At 59.0% G+C, this 16,683-nt stretch carries 14 protein-coding genes and 1 pseudogene; 8 read left to right on the top strand and 7 right to left on the bottom strand.

Annotated elements, in window-relative coordinates; genetic code table 11:
- Positions 1-546: 546 nt before the first annotated feature.
- Both K290_RS0132080 and K290_RS0132075 read left to right on the top strand, forming a co-directional pair.
- Positions 547-1,695, top strand: a complete 1,149-nt coding sequence (locus K290_RS0132080; protein ID WP_028755295.1) for a flavin-containing monooxygenase — start codon at positions 547-549, stop codon at positions 1,693-1,695.
- Between the two features lie 153 nt (positions 1,696-1,848).
- Positions 1,849-2,100, top strand: a complete 252-nt coding sequence (locus tag K290_RS0132075) for a hypothetical protein (RefSeq protein ID WP_028755294.1) — start codon at positions 1,849-1,851, stop codon at positions 2,098-2,100.
- Positions 2,101-2,139: 39 nt separating this feature from the next.
- Here K290_RS0132075 and K290_RS35595 read toward each other — a convergent pair.
- The 7 genes and pseudogenes from K290_RS35595 to K290_RS0132040 form a co-directional block, all read right to left on the bottom strand.
- Positions 2,140-3,137, bottom strand: a pseudogene (locus K290_RS35595) (proline racemase family protein).
- Between the two features lie 100 nt (positions 3,138-3,237).
- Positions 3,238-4,236 carry an Ldh family oxidoreductase gene (locus K290_RS0132065; RefSeq protein ID WP_028755293.1) on the bottom strand — a complete coding sequence of 333 codons (999 nt, stop codon included), beginning with the start codon at positions 4,234-4,236 and terminating at the stop codon, positions 3,238-3,240.
- Positions 4,237-4,428: 192 nt separating this feature from the next.
- On the bottom strand, positions 4,429-5,673 hold the full coding sequence (locus K290_RS0132060; protein ID WP_028755292.1) for a DUF3422 domain-containing protein: 1,245 nt from the start codon (positions 5,671-5,673) through the stop codon (positions 4,429-4,431).
- Positions 5,674-5,696: 23 nt separating this feature from the next.
- Positions 5,697-6,773 carry a quaternary amine ABC transporter ATP-binding protein gene (locus K290_RS0132055; protein WP_028755291.1) on the bottom strand — a complete coding sequence of 359 codons (1,077 nt, stop codon included), beginning with the start codon at positions 6,771-6,773 and terminating at the stop codon, positions 5,697-5,699.
- A complete protein-coding gene (locus K290_RS0132050; protein ID WP_028755290.1) occupies positions 6,766-7,653 on the bottom strand; it encodes an ABC transporter permease in 888 nt (295 codons plus the stop codon). The genes K290_RS0132055 and K290_RS0132050 overlap by 8 nt, the downstream gene beginning before the upstream one ends.
- A gap of 225 nt (positions 7,654-7,878) precedes the next feature.
- Positions 7,879-8,679, bottom strand: coding sequence for a pyrroline-5-carboxylate reductase family protein (locus K290_RS0132045; RefSeq protein WP_028755289.1), 801 nt, complete (start codon positions 8,677-8,679; stop codon positions 7,879-7,881).
- Positions 8,680-9,318, bottom strand: coding sequence for a TetR/AcrR family transcriptional regulator (locus K290_RS0132040; protein ID WP_028755288.1), 639 nt, complete (start codon positions 9,316-9,318; stop codon positions 8,680-8,682).
- 145 nt (positions 9,319-9,463) lie between these two features.
- Here K290_RS0132040 and K290_RS0132035 point away from each other — a divergent pair, with 145 nt between their 5' ends.
- The 6 genes from K290_RS0132035 to K290_RS0132005 all read left to right on the top strand — a co-directional run.
- Positions 9,464-11,500 carry an NADH:flavin oxidoreductase gene (locus tag K290_RS0132035; RefSeq protein WP_028755287.1) on the top strand — a complete coding sequence of 679 codons (2,037 nt, stop codon included), beginning with the start codon at positions 9,464-9,466 and terminating at the stop codon, positions 11,498-11,500.
- A 41-nt stretch (positions 11,501-11,541) separates the two neighbouring features.
- On the top strand, positions 11,542-12,141 hold the full coding sequence (locus K290_RS0132030; protein WP_028755286.1) for a dimethylsulfoniopropionate lyase: 600 nt from the start codon (positions 11,542-11,544) through the stop codon (positions 12,139-12,141).
- 40 nt (positions 12,142-12,181) lie between these two features.
- Positions 12,182-12,931 carry an electron transfer flavoprotein subunit beta/FixA family protein gene (locus tag K290_RS0132025; protein ID WP_028755285.1) on the top strand — a complete coding sequence of 250 codons (750 nt, stop codon included), beginning with the start codon at positions 12,182-12,184 and terminating at the stop codon, positions 12,929-12,931.
- Positions 12,932-12,955: 24 nt separating this feature from the next.
- A complete protein-coding gene (locus tag K290_RS0132020) occupies positions 12,956-13,885 on the top strand; it encodes an electron transfer flavoprotein subunit alpha/FixB family protein (protein ID WP_028755284.1) in 930 nt (309 codons plus the stop codon).
- 170 nt (positions 13,886-14,055) lie between these two features.
- A complete protein-coding gene (locus K290_RS0132010) occupies positions 14,056-15,537 on the top strand; it encodes an FAD-dependent oxidoreductase (RefSeq protein ID WP_028755283.1) in 1,482 nt (493 codons plus the stop codon).
- A gap of 144 nt (positions 15,538-15,681) precedes the next feature.
- Positions 15,682-16,683: NAD(P)/FAD-dependent oxidoreductase (locus K290_RS0132005; protein WP_028755282.1), on the top strand; the 1,002-nt coding region annotated here is incomplete at its 3' end.

Here is a 16,683-nt window from a genome sequence, read left to right as displayed (position 1 = left end):
CGACCATCGATGCTGACCTCCTCTCAGCCAGCATCTTGAATCACATTCGACAACAAAAGGGAATCCGCGATTCAAATAAAATCAGAAACGCTCTAAAGCGTGGGAGCGAATCTGAAAGATCGCGACGAGCTTTAGAATTCTGCTATCGGATGTTCCTCCGACAATGGAAATAGAGCACTTCATGGCAGCTATCCCCCTATCCCTGACGCGGACAGGGGGTTTTTTGTTATCGGGCGCTGCGCAACCGTGTGCTGGGTATTCCTAAATATCAAAAAAAGCCCCGTGCTTAGCGGGGCATAGTTCGGAAAGTGAACCTGCGGTATGCAAGTTCCAAACACAGGAACGAATGAAGCCCGATTTTGTTCCAATCTTCGTTGAGCGTTTCATCTGCCCGATCAGCGAGAAGACCGATATGATCCTCCGTAAAATTGCCAGCGGCGATGTCGCGGCTCGCCTCGAAAAGGCTGCACTGCTCAAAGCTTTCAAAAGCGAGAGGGACCGCCCCAAACGGTTCCCAAGATAAGGCCCTACTCGGAGACGTTACCGGTGCCCAATGAAGAGACAGTCATTATCGGTGCGGGCCCAGCGGGGTTGGCATGCGCCGCGGCACTCGGTGCAAAAGGCTGCCGTTCCTTGATCCTTGAGGCCACGAACCGGCTCGGCGCGTCATGGCGGAGGCACTACGATCGTCTTCATCTCCATACCGCCAAAAGCCACTCAGCGCTTCCGGGAAGACCGATGCCCGCCGATTTTCCAAGATACCCGTCGCGGCTGCAGGTCATCGACTACCTCGAGTGCTATGCGCGTGCAAACGACCTTCGAATTCTCACTGACAAGACCGTCGCATGTGTAACCAAAAAGACAGACTGGATCGTCGAGACCGCCGACGGCGATGTATTCGAGGCCAGAGCCGTCGTAGTCGCGACTGGTCTGGCGAAGACTCCCATTAGACCGCACTGGACCGGTCAGGACAGTTTTCGAGGAAACATCATCCACTCTTCCGAATACCGGAATGCTTCCGACCTCAATGGTGGTCGAATCCTGGTGGTAGGCTTCGGAAACTCGGCAGGAGAGATCGCACTGGAATGTGCCGAAGCGGGCCTTGATGTTGCCATGTCGGTCCGCGGTCCGATCAATGTTGTTCCGAGGGAGATATTAGGAGTGCCAAGCGCGACGATCGCTATCGTTCAACAATACTTCCCGTACAAACTCATTGATGCAGTCAATGCGCCTTTTCTGCACTTACGCTATCGCGATATCGAGGGGCTGGGTCTCAAGCGCTCCCGGCAAGGACCCCTCACCACGATGATAGAGCGAGGCCGAACACCCTTGATCGATATTGGTACCATCGGCAAGATCAGAGATGGACGGATTAAGGTGTTTCCCGGCATCGAAATGTCGAACGGTGCGACCGTGCGCTTCGCGAACGGCCAATCTGCGGAATTCGATAGGATTGTGCTGGCGACAGGTTATAGGCCGTCTCTCGAGACACTGCTGCCGGATTTGGCGGAACGGTTTCCGAATGCGGAGAAACCGGGGAGGGACGAACTTCAACCGGGAAAGGACAACCTGTACTTCTGCGGCTTCAATCCCGCTACGACGGGCTTGCTCCGGCAGATTGGGATCGAGGCGTTGCAAATCGCAAATTCGATCGCTGCGACAAGGTCTATCCGCGGTGATCATCAATGCCGCTGATCGAATGTGAGCATTGGCGTGGCGCGTCCGGATATCACAATGATCCCGTGACCGGCTGGTCGCGATTCCTCTGTTGGAGCAACATCCGGCTGTGGTTTCCTGAAAATCAGCAATCAGGCTTCCGCTGGACGAGCGCACTGCCAAGCTCATGTAATGACGCCGGCGGATGCCAGACCACCGCGTGCGATGATGAAATCGAGCAATCCGCTGCGTCAGCGCTTTGCCGGCCGGCTGGTTCGCGGCGGCCAGCGTCGAAAGAGCGTCCATGCATTCTTCGACATTCTTGTGGAACACAGCCACAATGAGATCGGAGCGGGTCGGAAAATGCCTGCCGAGCTGGATGGACGCTGCATCTACTTTGCCCGCACGGATGAGGTTCCCCTGCCAAGGCAAGGGGCACCGTAGCGGGGCCGACAAGGCTATCGACCCCGACGGTTGCTTGCCCTATGCCCAGATGTCGCCCAGCATGAAGCCTTCCGTAAACGGATCGTCATGATCCAGCACGATGGTGTTCAGGCCGTAAATCCAGCTCTGACCGCTGACGGTCGGAACGACGGCGTTCCTGTCTCCGATCTTCGTCTTTTCCACGAGTCTGCCAGTGTAGATATTTCCGAGAAGGCCTTGATGGCGGAACGGCTGATCCAATTTCAGTTCGCCCTTGGCATGGAGAGTAGCCATCTTCGCGCAGGTACCGGTGCCGCAGGGGCAGCGGTCCAGCGCGCCGGTCCATGTTCCCGGATCGTCCCAGGAGAAGTCTCCCGAGGCCATCGTAACAGCGTTCTTCCAATCCGCTTTCGGGTCTTCACTGGGCCCGGATAGCTGGGAGATCGTGATGCCGACGCCAGGATAATCAGGGTGGGCGACGGGCAACTGCTCTATCGCCGCTTGGCGGATCATCGAGGAGATTCGGGTGATTTCTCTGCCATGCTCGGGCTTCAACTCGAGACCCTTGAATTGGCGGACGTCGGCAATCGCATAGAACATTCCGCCCCAGCCTACATCGACAGTCACTTTGCCAAGGTGCGGAACGTCACCGCGTCCAGATGCGCGGCGAATGCCGGCACATTCTTGAAGGTAACGCTCTTGACCTTGCCGTTCTGGCACTCCGCCTTGACGCGTATGAGGCCGGCAGGCGCCTCAAGAACCAGCTCTGTTACGGGCTCCTTCATCGGCAGCATCCCCATTTCGAGGAGGACCGTTACGACCGAGATCGTATTGCCGCCCGACATGACCGGATACTCGATCTGCTCCATGATGATGTATCCGGCGTCAGCTTCCGGATGGCTCGGCGGCACGATGATGTTGCAGCAATGCGCGGGGTAGCCGCGAGGTTCACGAAGCAGAAGCTTGCGCAGCCCGTCGTCGTTTGCCTCCAGCCATTTCATCTTCTCGTAAGAAGAGTTTCCCGGAATGTTCGGAATGCCTCCCGTTACGACGCGCATAGGCGTGCCTGCATGGGTGTCGACCGCCTGGATTGTTCTCTTGAATGCCACGTGCATGCTCCCGTTTGTTTGGTTGACGAAGTTGATTGAAAAACAAGGTTCATTTCGACGCGATCGCGGAGATCCGTTCGAAGACACTCTGCGGTATGCTGATGCCCAATGCGGTTACGGGGTGCTCGACTCCGGTCACGCCGGGGACGAAGACTCCGTGTTCTTGCAATCGTTGGGACTGAGCGTGCGCCCGAAGAATTCGACCGTCGTCGACCTTGCCGGGCATGATTGCGACGACGGTCAGGCCGACGGCAGGCGCCGTCGAGCCGGACCGGAAGTCAGGAACATCCAGCGACCAGTTTCCGCCGGACAGGCCCGCAGACAGCATTTCCACGAAGAGCGCGACGTTACCGCCCTTGCGGCCGCCGAAGGGCAGAAGCGCCCCCGACAGTGCCTTGTTGGCGTCGGTGGTCGCCTTGCCATCGGCATCGACGGCCCAGCCTTCCGGGATCGGTTGGTTTTCTTCGGCCGCACGGATGACGTTTACAAGGGCGGTGGCGCTCGATGCCTGGTCGATGACCATGGGCGGGCTGTCGGGTCCAAGCGGGAAGCCGAACGCCATGGGATTGGTGCTGTAAACGGCGGGGCCGCCGGGTTTCGACGCCACCATCGCGTTGGCGTTCGTGACTGCAAGCCCGATCACGCCGTGATTGGCGAGAGTACGCACATAATAGCCAAGTTCACCGGTGGTGAAGCTGTTGGTCTGGGTGAAGACAGCGACACCGTACGTCCTGACGGCGTCGAGCAGATCATCGAGCGCGAGGTCGAAGCCGAGTTGTGCGATCCCCCGATCAGCATCGGATACGAGGAAGGCCGGAAAATTGCGTTCCAGTCGGGGTGCCGGATCGACCTTGATCCGGCCTTCGATAAAGCCGTTCAGATAGTCGACAAAGTGCGGGAACCCAAGGGTCGCAGGCCCATGGAGGGCCGCCGACAACGTCGCTTCCACGAGTGAGTGAGCACTCGCGGGCGCTGCCCCGACTGCAAGACACGCCCGCATCGCAAGCTCTTTGGCCTCCGTCAGGGTTAAGAAAACCTCATCCACCATTTTAGATCTCCAATCCTGTCTTTCTGTCTTCGTGAAACGCTGATTCGGCCTGCCGTGCTTCAGGGCAGTCGCCGATCCGGCGGGGGCCGGTTTCATCTTGGTTGGCTTCTGAGCGTATGCTGGTCCGTCTTGATGGAGCTAAGCAGGCAAGAAGCCGCCGGCATGTCGCGCCGCTCGATCTGGTTGGAACGGTCAATGCGCCGGGCTTCCCGCCGCGATATTTCTTCTGACGTGACGAATTACGACCCAGACAGCAAATACGACGGCAGGGATTGTGAAGAAGAACGCAGCCTTCGCGGCATGGACGTCTAATCCCAGTTCGCCGACGCTTTCGAGACAGGCCTTCGCCAGACCCACCGCGTAGTAGCTGATCGCGATCACCGAGAACCCTTCAACGGCCTGCTGGATATGGACCTGAACACGAGCGCGCTCCTCCATGGACTTGAGAAGCACGGCGTTCTGATCTTCGAGCTGGACCTGGACAGACGTTCGAAGAAGGTCGCTTGCGAGACCTACACGCTCGGTGATTTCGCTCAACCGCCGCTCCGCCGCATGGACAAACCGGACGGCGGGCTGAAAGCGACGGTCGATGAATGGGCAGATACGCTGCCTCTGCTCCACTCGTTCCTCGCGCAACTCCAGCATCCGGCTCGCGACGATGTCGGCATATGCCCGCGTCGCACCGAACCGTTGCCGGGCGTTGGCCGAGAGTTTTAGGATGTCCGAAGAGAGTCGTGTGACTTCGGACAGAAGTGCCTTCTCGACCTTTTCCTCCGCCTGCAGATGGTCGACGAGCGTGGCGAGACGCTGGTCCAGTTCTGGAAGCTCGGCGACGATCTGCTGCGCTGTAGGCAATGCCAGCAACGCCATCATTCGATACGTCTCAATCTCCAAGAGACGTCTGACCATGCGCCCGGTGCGATACGCGTTCAGGCCCTTGTTGAAGAGATGGAGCTCGACGAATCCTTCATCACTTAGACGGAAGCTGGAGTGGACCTCGGCGTCGCCGCCACCAACTTTCGATGCGACGTAGTCGCCCTCGGTCCCAAAGGAGTGAGGCGGCTCGCCGGTCCGGACAATCACGAGCACCGCTGCGATGACGCGGCCCTCCGTTGCGTCGACGACCTTGCGGAACGGCATGGGCGGAGCAAGGGGTTGTCCGGGGCACGCAGGCTCGATGTAAGTAAGAGTGACAAATTCGGAATGGGCCTCCCATTTGAGGCGTCCTGCTCCGACGCCCGCGATGCCGTGCCTTCCGTTCCCGGTCGTTTTCACGCCTTCCAGGCCAAACAGTTCTGACGGAATTCGCGGAGCGACCACGTCGCGCACGATAGCGACGTGCCACACGTTGGTGTCCCCATCAAAGTATAGCGAAGGTCTTGCATGGAGCTCGTTATGGAGTTCCATGCGCGACGGGTGCTCTACGCCCACTACCATTTCAGCCCAGCCTCCGGATCAGATCATCGTGCGAGGGCGACTGCGCTCTCGCGTTCCTCGTGTGGCTGAGAGTTAACCATGGCGCAGGCCAGTTGCCGGAACGTGACGATACCCACAGGCTGGGACGAGGGGTCGAGAACGGTGATGTCGCCATCGGGAGCCGAAGCCAAAGTTCGGACGGCTTCCTCGACCGTCGTGTGCGCCTCGATCGTCAACCCGCTCACCCCCGAGCCCGGGCGTAGCGGACTCATAACGGCGTCAACCTGCACGACTCTGCCACGGTTCACTTCCTTCACGAAGTTCGCGACATAGTCGTCCGCGGGCCGCAGGACGATGTCCTGGCTGGTACCCTGCTGGATGATCTCACCGTCCCGGAGAATCGCGATCTGATCGCCAAGTCGAAGCGCCTCGTCGAGGTCATGGGTGATGAAGACGATAGTCTTCTTGATCTCCTTCTGGATGTCGAGAAGCACCGTTTGCATGTCCGTGCGGATGAGCGGATCGAGGGCGGAATAGGCCTCGTCCATCAAAAGCACGGGGGCATCGTTTGAAAGCGCGCGGGCGAGGCCGACGCGTTGCTGCATCCCGCCGGATAGCTGATTGGGATACCTTTGCTCGAACCCTTTGAGGCCGACGCGTTCGATCCAGCGCATTGCCACATCGATGGCCTTCGAGCGATCCATTCCTTGAACTTCGAGGCCGAAGACGGTGTTATCAAGCACGTTTCGATGCGGCAGCAACGCGAACTTCTGGAACACCATGGCGGTTTGATGCCGGCGAAACTGGCGGAGCTGCTCCTCGTTCATCTTTACGACGTCGGCGCCGTCGACCAGCACTTCGCCTGCCGTCGGATCGATCAGACGGTTGATGTGACGGATGAGCGTCGATTTCCCCGATCCCGACAGGCCCATAATGACCTGAATGCAGCCCGATGGAATCTCGATGTTGATGTCCCTCAGGCCGAGGACGTGACCGTGCTGATGGTTCAGCTCCGTCTTGCTCAGGCCATTCTTGACGGCGTCAATGTATGCCTGTCCCTTAGGGCCAAAGATCTTGTAAAGATTGCGGATCTTGATGCCGCCGAAGTGATTGTCAGCCATGGACAGTCTCCCGGTACGTCTGGAGTCGTTTGCCGTATGCCTGGCTGACCCTGTCGAACATGATGGCGATACCGACAATGGCAAGGCCGTTGAAAATACCCAGCGTGAAGTACTGGTTTGCGATTGCCTTCAGGACTGGCTGTCCGAGACCTTGGACACCGATCATGGATGCGATGACCACCATAGCCAGTGCCATCATGATCGTCTGGTTGATGCCGGCCATGATGGTGGGAAGAGCCAGGGGTAGCTGAACCTTGAAGAGCTTTTGAGTCTTGTTGGTGCCGAAAGCGTCAGCGGCCTCAAGAACGTCCTTGTCAACCAGGCGAATGCCCAGGTCGGTGAGGCGGATCATCGGCGGAATGGCGTAGATGACGACCGCAATGAGGCCTGGAACTCGGCCGATACCGAGTAGCATGACGACAGGAATAAGGTACACGAAGCTCGGCATGGTCTGCATGACGTCGAGCACGGGGCTCACAATCTTCTGCACACGGTCCGACCGCGACATGAGGATGCCTATGGGAAGTCCAATGGCTATCGAAAGGACGGTGCAGACGAAGATCATGGAGATGGTTCGCATCGTGTCCTGCCACATGTCGAAGTAGCCGATGATCATCAGCGTCACCAGACAGCCCAGAACGACCTTTATGCTGCGGCTTGCGAACCAGGCGATGACGAGGATCAGCAAAGTGATGATCGGCCATGGCGTCTGCGTCATGAACCTTTCGGCAGCAATTAGGAATGTCTGCAAGGGCCTGAAGAAATTCTCGATCCCGTCGCCGTATGCTCGCGTGAAGGCGCGAAAATTCTCGTGGATTGTTTGTTTCAGAACCCGCAAGGAGTCATCGTTCATATGCGGAAAATTGTAAAGCCAGTCCATTCGGATCCCCTTTTCGTGGAAGAAGCCGTCGCTAAGTCCTTTGATTTTTTTCGTAGCTGGTGCTCGGCGCCCCGGCGTATTGATGCCACCGATCTGGCGGCAGTTCGCTTACACGGATGCGTTCCTGGTGCGTAAGGTCCGCGGTTTCAGGTGAAGCTCAATCATGTTCGTTCCCTTTTTTTGCTTTTCGTCTACTGCCAGCCGGCGCGGCGCGGGTCGCCGTTCTTATTCAAGTGCTCGCCTTCCCATGACGAGAGTTCGCTCCAGGGCCGCCGCCAAGCCGCCCGAGACCACTGTACCGAATCCGTTGTCTTTCATCGCGTTCAGGCCGGCCGCGGTCGTTCCCTTATATTCGAGAAAAGCGTCCAATATGTCTTGCGGATGCTGCGGATGCGCCTGCAGAAGTGCGCCCGCGCCGATGATGACGCCGTTAACGGCGCGCAGTGCGACTTCCGGCTTCACGCCACGCGACTGAGCATCCTCGAGCATTGCCAAAGCTAGAAGGGCGGGGTAGGCCGGCCCGGTACCTGTCAGGCCTGTCAGGTAGTCGAGTTCCGCTTCGCTGATGACTTCATCCTGCGTGCCGCAGGCGTCGAAGATCATCCGCACGGCGGCCTTGTCCTCTTCGGATACGTCGGACGAGGCAAGCCATGGAGTATAGGAAAGAGAAACTTCTGCAGCGGCATTCGGAAGCGCGCGAACCACGCGCCTCGTGTTGTGCCGGCGAGAAAGCGCGTCCGCGGAAATACCAGCCATAACGGAGACCAGCAACTTTCCACCGACGTCAGCAGCCAAGTCTTTCCAGTCCTCGGGCCTGACGGATATTATAACGACGTCCGATCGATCGACGACCGCTTGATTGTCGTCGCTCCAGAACGCATCGTGCAAAATGTCAGGACGGCGGCTCCGGAAGGAAAGGGCAAGATTATCCTCAGGAAGCTTGCCAATCCTGATCAACGAGCCGGCGATCGCCCTGCCAAGCCATCCAGCCCCTCCGATGATCCCTATTTTTGTCGATGCGCTCATCTAGTCGCCTGTGCCTGGCTTGTAATTGTGACGGGCAAAGAATCGGTCGAGTTCCCTCTGCTGTGGGATCTGGCCGGTGTAAATCGCAATATACTCCGGGATGCGCCTCATGCGGACGGCGATCTCTTCCTGCGACTGCATCGAAATGTAGCCGATCTGCACGAGATAGGTCGTTCGAGCACGAACGTCGGCGGCACCGGCTTCGAGGCCGAACCGGATGAACATCCGTGTGAGCGCCTCGACCCTCGTCTGGTCCGCCTCTCGAACTTCATTGAGAATTCCTGGCGACTGCAGAGCCCAACTGCGCACTGCGAACTCGAACTGAGAATCGAACAGATCCTTGTTCAGCCAGCAGTCGAAGACGTTTAGCATGGCTTCGGCAAGCGACTCCGCATAGGCTTCGGACTGCTTGATGATGCCTCCGGTATTCTTCTCCCGCCAGCGTGCAAGCAGCGCACTCAGTAGTTCCTCGCGGTCCTTGAAAAACCAATAGAAGCTCGTCCGTGACAGCTTCAGCTTTTTCGCCAGGGGTAAGATCTTTACGGAATCGACGCCGGATTCGATCAGCGAAGAGTAGGCTGCTTCCAGCCATCCCTCCTGAGATCCGCGCCAACCGCTTTCGTTCACACTCTGGTCCATGGCCTATCTCCTAACAAATTTCGAATTCATCCGCAAGAAAAATGTACATAAGTGTCAAAAAATGGACTCCGTATGTTTTCCTCATTGACACTAATGTACATTCCCGCGTAGCGTTGACAGATGTTCATAAACCGGAGCCCGACACATGTCGAACGATCCTCTCCTTCAGCCTTTTCAACTCAAGCACCTGACGTTGCGGAACCGCATTATCGTCACTTCGCACGAGCCAGCCTATCCGGAGGATGGCATGCCGAAGGAGCGGTATCGGGCCTATACGGTGGAGAGGGCCAAGGGCGGCGTCGCTCTGACGATGACCGCGGGATCGGCGGCGGTCTCTCGCGACAGCCCGCCGGTTTTCAACAACCTGCTCGCCTATAAGGACGAGATCGTTCCGTGGATACGAGACATGACCGACGCCGTGCACGAGCAGGGCGCTGCGATCATGATCCAGCTGACCCATCTTGGCCGCCGCACGCGCTGGGACAAAGGCGACTGGCTGCCGGTCGTGGCTCCGTCGCATCACCGCGAGGCGTCGCATCGTGCGTTTCCGAAGAAGATCGAAGATTGGGATATCGAACGCATCATCAAGGATTTCGCGGACGCTGCCGAACGGATGAAGGCGGGCGGTATGGATGGCGTCGAGCTGGAGGCCTACGGCCATCTCATCGACCAGTTCGCTTCGCCGCTCACCAATGAACTCGATGCCCCTTACGGCGGTTCGCTCGAGAACCGCATGCGCTTCTGTTTCGATGTCTTCAAGGCGATGCGTAAACGGGTCGGCGACGACTTCATTCTGGGCGTGCGTTACACCGCCGACGAATGTCTTCCCGGCGGTACCAGCAAGGCCGACGGTATCGAAATTTCGAAGCGCCTGAAGGAAAGTGGCCTCATCGACTACCTGAATATCATCCGCGGACATATCGATACGGATCCCGGCTTGACCGACGTCATCCCGATCCAGGGCATGGCCAATTCGCCGCATCTCGATTTCGCCGGCGAGATTCGCGCTGCGACAAATTTCCCGACCTTCCACGCGGCGAAGATTCCGGATGTCGCGACGGCTCGCCATGCTATTGCGGCCGGAAAGGTCGACATGGTCGGCATGACCCGCGCGCATATGACCGACCCGCATATCGTTAGGAAGATCATTGAAAAGCGCGAGGAGGACATCCGCCCCTGCGTCGGCGCGAACTACTGTCTGGACCGCATCTATCAGGGCGGCGCCGCCTACTGTATCCACAACGCCGCGACTGGGCGTGAGCTTACCATGCCGCATGTTCTGGCAAGGGCGGATGTTCGAAGGAAGGTTGTGGTCGTCGGCGCCGGTCCCGCGGGTCTCGAGGCGGCTCGCGTAGCGGGGGAACGCGGCCACGAGGTCGTCGTCTTCGAAGCGGCGCCCAATGCGGGCGGGCAGATTCGACTGACCGCCCAAAGCGAACGCCGCCGCGAAATGATCAGCATCATCGACTGGCGCATGAGCCAATGCGAGAAATACGGCGTCAGGTTCCATTTCAATACCTGGGCGGAAGCGGAAACCGTTAACGCGGAGAAACCCGACGTCGTCATCATTGCGACGGGCGGCCTGCCGCATACGGAGGTTCTGTCGAAGGGTAACGAACTCGTCGTATCCTCGTGGGATATCATCTCCGGCGACGTGAAGCCCGGCACGAACGTTCTGATCTTCGATGACGCTGGCGATCATGCGGGCTTGCAGGCTGCCGAATTCCTGGCAAAGGCGGGAGCGAAGGTCGAGATCATGACGCCAGACCGCTCGTTTGCGCCGGAAGTCATGGCGATGAACCTCGTTCCCTATATGCGCTCGCTGCAGAAGCTCGATGTCACCTTCACAGTCACGTTCCGGCTGGAATCCGCTGAGAAGAATGGCAATCAGATCGTCGCCAATGTTGGAAGCGACTATGGTGGCGTCTCCAAGCAGCGCCTCGTCGACCAGATCGTCGTGAACCACGGCACCATTCCGCTAGACGAGCTGTATTTCGAATTGAAGCCGATTTCGAGCAATCTTGGCGAGATCTCGCACGATCAGCTCCTTGCCGGAAAGCCTCAGTCGGTCATCCGCAATCCCGAAGGCAAGTTCCAACTGTTCCGCATCGGCGATGCCGTGGCTGCCCGCAACACGCACGCTGCGATCTACGACGGTCTCAGGATCGCGAAAGACATCTGAGATCGAGAGGCCGGTCGCGGGTCTGTCTGGGAGGAGACGGAATGGTTGAAAGAAGTGAAGATCTCCAACGATTTGTCGATGCCGCTTTCATAGCCTTCGACAAATTCGCCGGAGATCCGGAGGCTCGCCGTGCGATCCCGCAGATCTTTGCGGCGTTGGGCCATCCTGGACCGGAACGCGGAAATCCTGGCAGCCGCCTGCCAGTCTGCCAGCTTTTGCCCGCAGCTCTTTCCATAGAGACCTCGGATCCTGCCTTGCGGCAATTGATCGAGTGCTTCGAGGGCATCGAAGGCAAGCTCGCGTGGCGTCGTCGGACTGCGCATCCTACGGCCAGCGAGAACTTTGCCGATGGCCACACGAACGCGATGATCATCGGCCCCGGCGGACTTGAAGAGCGCAATGACCTGTGGCTTGGCGTCACCTTGATGGCGCCGCATGTGCGCTATCCGGATCATGAACACGCGCCGGAGGAAGTCTATCTCGTCCTGTCCGAGGGAGAATTCCAGCAAGGGGATAGGGATTGGTTTTCGCCCGGTATCGGCGGGTCGTTCTACAATGTCCCGCAAATCAAACATGCCATGAGGTCGCTCGATACGCCTCTCTTCGCCTTCTGGGCGTTGCGCGCTGAACGGCAGCGCTGAATTGGCAACAAGCTTGGGAACACATGAAAAGGGGTCCGCCATGAAGATTCTCGTCCCGGTGAAGCGGGTGGTTGATTACAACGTGAAGATCCGGGTGAAGCCGGATGGATCGGGCGTCGAGCTTGCGAATGTGAAGATGTCGATGAACCCGTTCGACGAGATTTCGGTCGAAGAAGCGCTGCGGCTGAAGGAAGCCGGCAAGGCCGAGGAAGTGATTGTCGTGTCGATCGGCCCGGCCAAGGCCGAGGAGACGCTGCGCACCGCCCTTGCCATGGGCGCGGACCGCGCCATCCTCGTCGAGACCGACGATCAGGTCGAGCCGCTGGCCGTTGCGAAGATCCTCAAAGGGGTTGCCGATGCCGAACAGCCGGGCCTGATCATCGTCGGCAAGCAGGCGATCGACGATGACAGCAACCAGACCGGCCAGATGCTGGCCGCCCTTTTGGGTTCGGCGCAGGCGACCTTCGCCTCGAAGATCGAGATCGGCGACGGAAAAGCCAAGGTGACCCGCGAGGTCGACGGCGGCCTGCAGACGATCGAGGTCAAGCTGCCGGCGGTGGTAACGACAGACCTTCGCCTCAACGAGCCGCGTTACGCCTCGCTGCCGAACATCATGAAGGCGAAGAAGAAGCCGCTCGACAGACAAGCTCCTGCCGATTTCGGCGTCGATACGACACCGCGGCTGAAGGTGCTGAAGACCGAAGAGCCGTCCGGCCGCAAGGCAGGCGTCAAGGTCAAGTCGGTGGCCGAACTGGTCGAGAAGCTGAAGACCGAAGCCGGCGTGCTCTGAGGATAGGAAAGGGAGAACTTTACCATGGCCATTCTTCTTCTGGCTGATCACGACAATCAAAGCCTTTCCGACCAGACCGCCAAGGCGCTGACGGCTGCCACTCAGATCGGCGGCGATATCCATGTGCTGGTTGCCGGCAAAGCCGCCAAGGCTGCGGCCGATGCCGCCGCCAAGCTTGCCGGCGTCTCCAAGGTGCTGCTGGCCGAAAGCGACGAGCTTGCCAACAATCTCGCCGAACCGCTGGCCGACCTCATCGTCTCGCTGGCGGCAGGCTACGACACCATCCTGACGGCTGCCACTTCGGTCGGCAAGAACGTCATGCCGCATGTCGCTGCTCTCCTCGACGTCGCCCAGGTCTCGGAAATCATCGAGGTGGTTTCGTCAGACACCTTCAAGCGGCCGATCTATGCCGGCAATGCCATTCAGACGGTGCAGGCAAGCGATGCCAAGAAGGTGATCACCGTGCGCACCGCCTCTTTCGCTTCCGCCGCAGAAGGTGGTTCGGCCACCGTCGAAGCAATCCCGGCGGTCGCCAATCCCGGTCTGTCGAGCTTCGTCGCCGATGCGCTGTCGACCTCGGATCGTCCGGAACTGACGTCTGCCAAGATCATCATCTCCGGTGGTCGGGCCCTCGGTTCGGCGGAGAAGTTCAAGGAAGTCATCCTGCCGGTTGCCGACAAGCTTGGTGCGGCGGTTGGCGCCTCCCGTGCGGCCGTCGATGCCGGCTATGCGCCGAATGACTGGCAGGTGGGCCAGACCGGCAAGGTGGTGGCGCCCCAGCTCTACATCGCCTGCGGCATTTCCGGTGCCATCCAGCATCTCGCCGGCATGAAGGACTCGAAGGTCATCGTCGCCATCAACAAGGACGAGGAGGCGCCGATCTTCCAGATCGCCGACTACGGTCTCGTCGCCGACCTCTTCGAGGCCCTGCCGGAACTCGAAAAGGCGATCTAGGTTTTGGGATTTCGGGAGGTCGACATGAGAAAGTGCGTGGGGAACGGGGCCAATCCTCTCATCGAAATGACCGAGGTCGATCTAGATCGGAAAGGCCCTTTTGGCTTTTCGGGCGGTGCCATGTCCGCAATTGCGACCAGTCACGAGATGAGGGATGCGGGATCGTGGAGATGAGCAATAGCCGGATAACCGCCCTAAACGGCTTAAGCTATGATGTTGTGGTGGTCGGAGCTGGGGCTGTTGGATGTGCGGCCGCACGCGAACTGGCTGGGCGAGGTTTCAAGACTCTGCTGGTTGACCGCGGAGATATAGGGGCAGGTACATCGTCACGCTCCAGTCGCATGCTTTATTCGGGCGTCGGTTATCTCGCTCCGCCTTTTCCCTTATGGCAGCTTCCCTTCAGGCCAGTGACGATGTTGCGACGTTTCGTATACTCGCGAAACATCATGCACTGCCGGGCAGAACTTGTCCGGGACATGCCCAATCGCCTGACTCTACACAGATTTCACTATCCGTTCCGAAAAGGGGATCGCTACCCTCACTGGCTGGTGGAATTCGGCTTTAGGATGATGGAGGCGGTTTGCAGCCGGAATGTGCCTCTCTCATTCCGCCGTCTTTCACCGGCACAGGCTGCCAGCGAGAGCGGACTGGTGGCGGCGTTGGGTGGGCCGCTTTCAAGCGTTGGCGTCTTCGATGAGTACATGTACGCGTGGCCGGAGAGAATCTGCGTCGATACTGCGCTCGATGCGGAAAGACGTGGCGCCACTATTCGCACCTACACGAAGGTGACCGGCATCAAGCGACGTGGCGAAAAATGGGAAATTTCGTTGAACGACCAGGCGCCCGAAGCAAATGGGCAGGCCAGCATCACGGCGGATGCCATCGTCAACGCCGCTGGGCCGTGGGTCGACAAGATCCCAGGCGGTGGGATGGGAAAGAAAAGGCGGGTCCTCGGCCGTAAAGGCGTCAATGTGATGGTGCGCTTGCCGACGGCGTGGCGCGGTCAGGGTCTCGAGGCATTTTCCAGCAAGGGCGAAAATTTCTATGTTTTCCCGTGGGGGGATTATCATTTCATCGGTCCAACCGAGCTGGTGGTCACGGAGGATCCGGACAACGTGCGTGTCCTGGATACTGAAGTCGATTACATCTTGAACGAGGCGAATTTGCTGTTTCCGCAACTTGCTTTGACACGAAAGGATGTGCTTCATACCTGGTGCGGCGTGCGGCCAATGTCTACGCGGGATGGAGAGACGGTAAGCCTGCCCGTAAGAGCTATCCACGATCGTGAAATGCCGGGCCTGATCACGGTCACCGGGTCATATATCATGATGCATCGGCACGCTGGACGCCTTGCTGCCAAACTTATCGAGAAAAGACTCGGAAAGCGCGGCGCTCCACCGAAGGGAATGCTGCCGACGAAAGCCGCCGCCGACATCCATGAGATCATGCGGAACGAGCATGTCGTCCGTCTCGTCGATCTTCTGCGCCGGCGGCTCACGATCGGGCTCAATCCTTCACTTGGATGCGACCAGGCAGAGGAATTATCTCATATCGCAGCGGCAGCAGCCGGTTGGTCGGAATCGAGGCGGCAGGAGGAGTTGCGCCATTTCGAAGAAGATACCTCGCGGATCTATCAGCGGGTACGACCATGAATTCCAGTCCGTGGAGAGCAAAATGAAAGCCCCCGTCAGACGTTCGGCGGATCTCTTCCTTGACGCCGCGGGTCGGTCGTTTGCGATGAGGTGTACCTCGAATGCGCTGCTTGCAATCTGTTGCCATGTTGAAGGTGAAGACCAATGAGTCTGGGCGAGCTGCCTGAACGCGAGAGCATGGAATTCGACGTTGTGATCGTCGGCGCGGGGCCGGCGGGGCTGTCGGCGGCGATCCGGCTGAAGCAGGTCAATCCCGATCTGACCGTCGTCGTACTCGAAAAGGGAGCGGAAGTCGGGGCGCATATCCTGTCGGGTGCGGTCGTCGATCCGATCGGCATCGACCGCCTGCTACCTGGCTGGCGTCAAGAGGAAGGCCATCCCTTCAAGACCGAGGTGACGGACGATCATTTCCTGTTCCTCGGCCCCGCCGGTTCCGTGCGCCTGCCGAATGCGCTGATGCCGCCGCTGATGAACAATCACGGCAACTATATCGTCTCGCTTGGGCTTGTCTGTCGCTGGCTGGCGACAAAGGCCGAAGAGCTCGGCGTCGAGATCTATCCCGGCTTTGCCGCAACCGAAGTGCTCTACAATGATGCCGGCGCCGTCATCGGTGTCGCCACCGGCGACATGGGCATCGAGAAGAATGGCGAGCCCGGCCCGAACTATACCCGCGGCATGGAACTGCTGGGCAAATATGTGCTTGTTGGAGAAGGCGTGCGCGGCTCGCTTGCCAAGCAGCTCATCGCCAGGTTCGATCTCTCGAAGGGCCGCGAGCCGCAGAAATTCGGCATCGGCATCAAGGAACTCTGGCAGGTGAGGCCCGAGAACCACAAGCAGGGTCTGGTGCAGCACTCCTTCGGCTGGCCGCTTGGCATGAAGACCGGCGGCGGTTCCTTCCTCTATCACCTCGAGGATAATCTCGTCGCCGTCGGCTTCGTCATCCACCTCAACTACAAGAACCCCTATCTTTATCCCTTCGAGGAGTTCCAGCGCTTCAAGACGCATCCGGCGATCCGCGGCACCTTCGAGGGCGGCAAGCGGCTGTCCTATGGCGCCCGTGCCATTACTGAAGGCGGCTATCAGTCGGTGCCGAAGCTCTCCTTCCCCGGCGGTGCGCTGATCGGCTGTTCGGCCGGCTTCGTCAAC

It is taken from the genome of Rhizobium leucaenae USDA 9039, from assembly GCF_000426285.1.
Lineage (GTDB): Bacteria > Pseudomonadota > Alphaproteobacteria > Rhizobiales > Rhizobiaceae > Rhizobium > Rhizobium leucaenae.
Note: the sequence above shows the minus strand (reverse complement) of the source record. Positions and strands in the feature narration are given on the sequence as shown.

Coding starts and splice junctions, on each gene's coding strand:
- K290_RS0132075 (WP_028755294.1), top strand. CDS start 1,849: ATGACGCCGGCGGATGCCAGACCACCGCGTGCGATGATGAAATCGAGC.
- K290_RS0132065 (WP_028755293.1), bottom strand. CDS start 4,236: ATGGTGGATGAGGTTTTCTTAACCCTGACGGAGGCCAAAGAGCTTGCG.
- K290_RS0132060 (WP_028755292.1), bottom strand. CDS start 5,673: ATGGTAGTGGGCGTAGAGCACCCGTCGCGCATGGAACTCCATAACGAG.
- K290_RS0132055 (WP_028755291.1), bottom strand. CDS start 6,773: ATGGCTGACAATCACTTCGGCGGCATCAAGATCCGCAATCTTTACAAG.
- K290_RS0132050 (WP_028755290.1), bottom strand. CDS start 7,653: ATGGACTGGCTTTACAATTTTCCGCATATGAACGATGACTCCTTGCGG.
- K290_RS0132045 (WP_028755289.1), bottom strand. CDS start 8,679: ATGAGCGCATCGACAAAAATAGGGATCATCGGAGGGGCTGGATGGCTT.
- K290_RS0132040 (WP_028755288.1), bottom strand. CDS start 9,318: ATGGACCAGAGTGTGAACGAAAGCGGTTGGCGCGGATCTCAGGAGGGA.
- K290_RS0132035 (WP_028755287.1), top strand. CDS start 9,464: ATGTCGAACGATCCTCTCCTTCAGCCTTTTCAACTCAAGCACCTGACG.
- K290_RS0132030 (WP_028755286.1), top strand. CDS start 11,542: ATGGTTGAAAGAAGTGAAGATCTCCAACGATTTGTCGATGCCGCTTTC.
- K290_RS0132025 (WP_028755285.1), top strand. CDS start 12,182: ATGAAGATTCTCGTCCCGGTGAAGCGGGTGGTTGATTACAACGTGAAG.
- K290_RS0132020 (WP_028755284.1), top strand. CDS start 12,956: ATGGCCATTCTTCTTCTGGCTGATCACGACAATCAAAGCCTTTCCGAC.
- K290_RS0132010 (WP_028755283.1), top strand. CDS start 14,056: ATGAGCAATAGCCGGATAACCGCCCTAAACGGCTTAAGCTATGATGTT.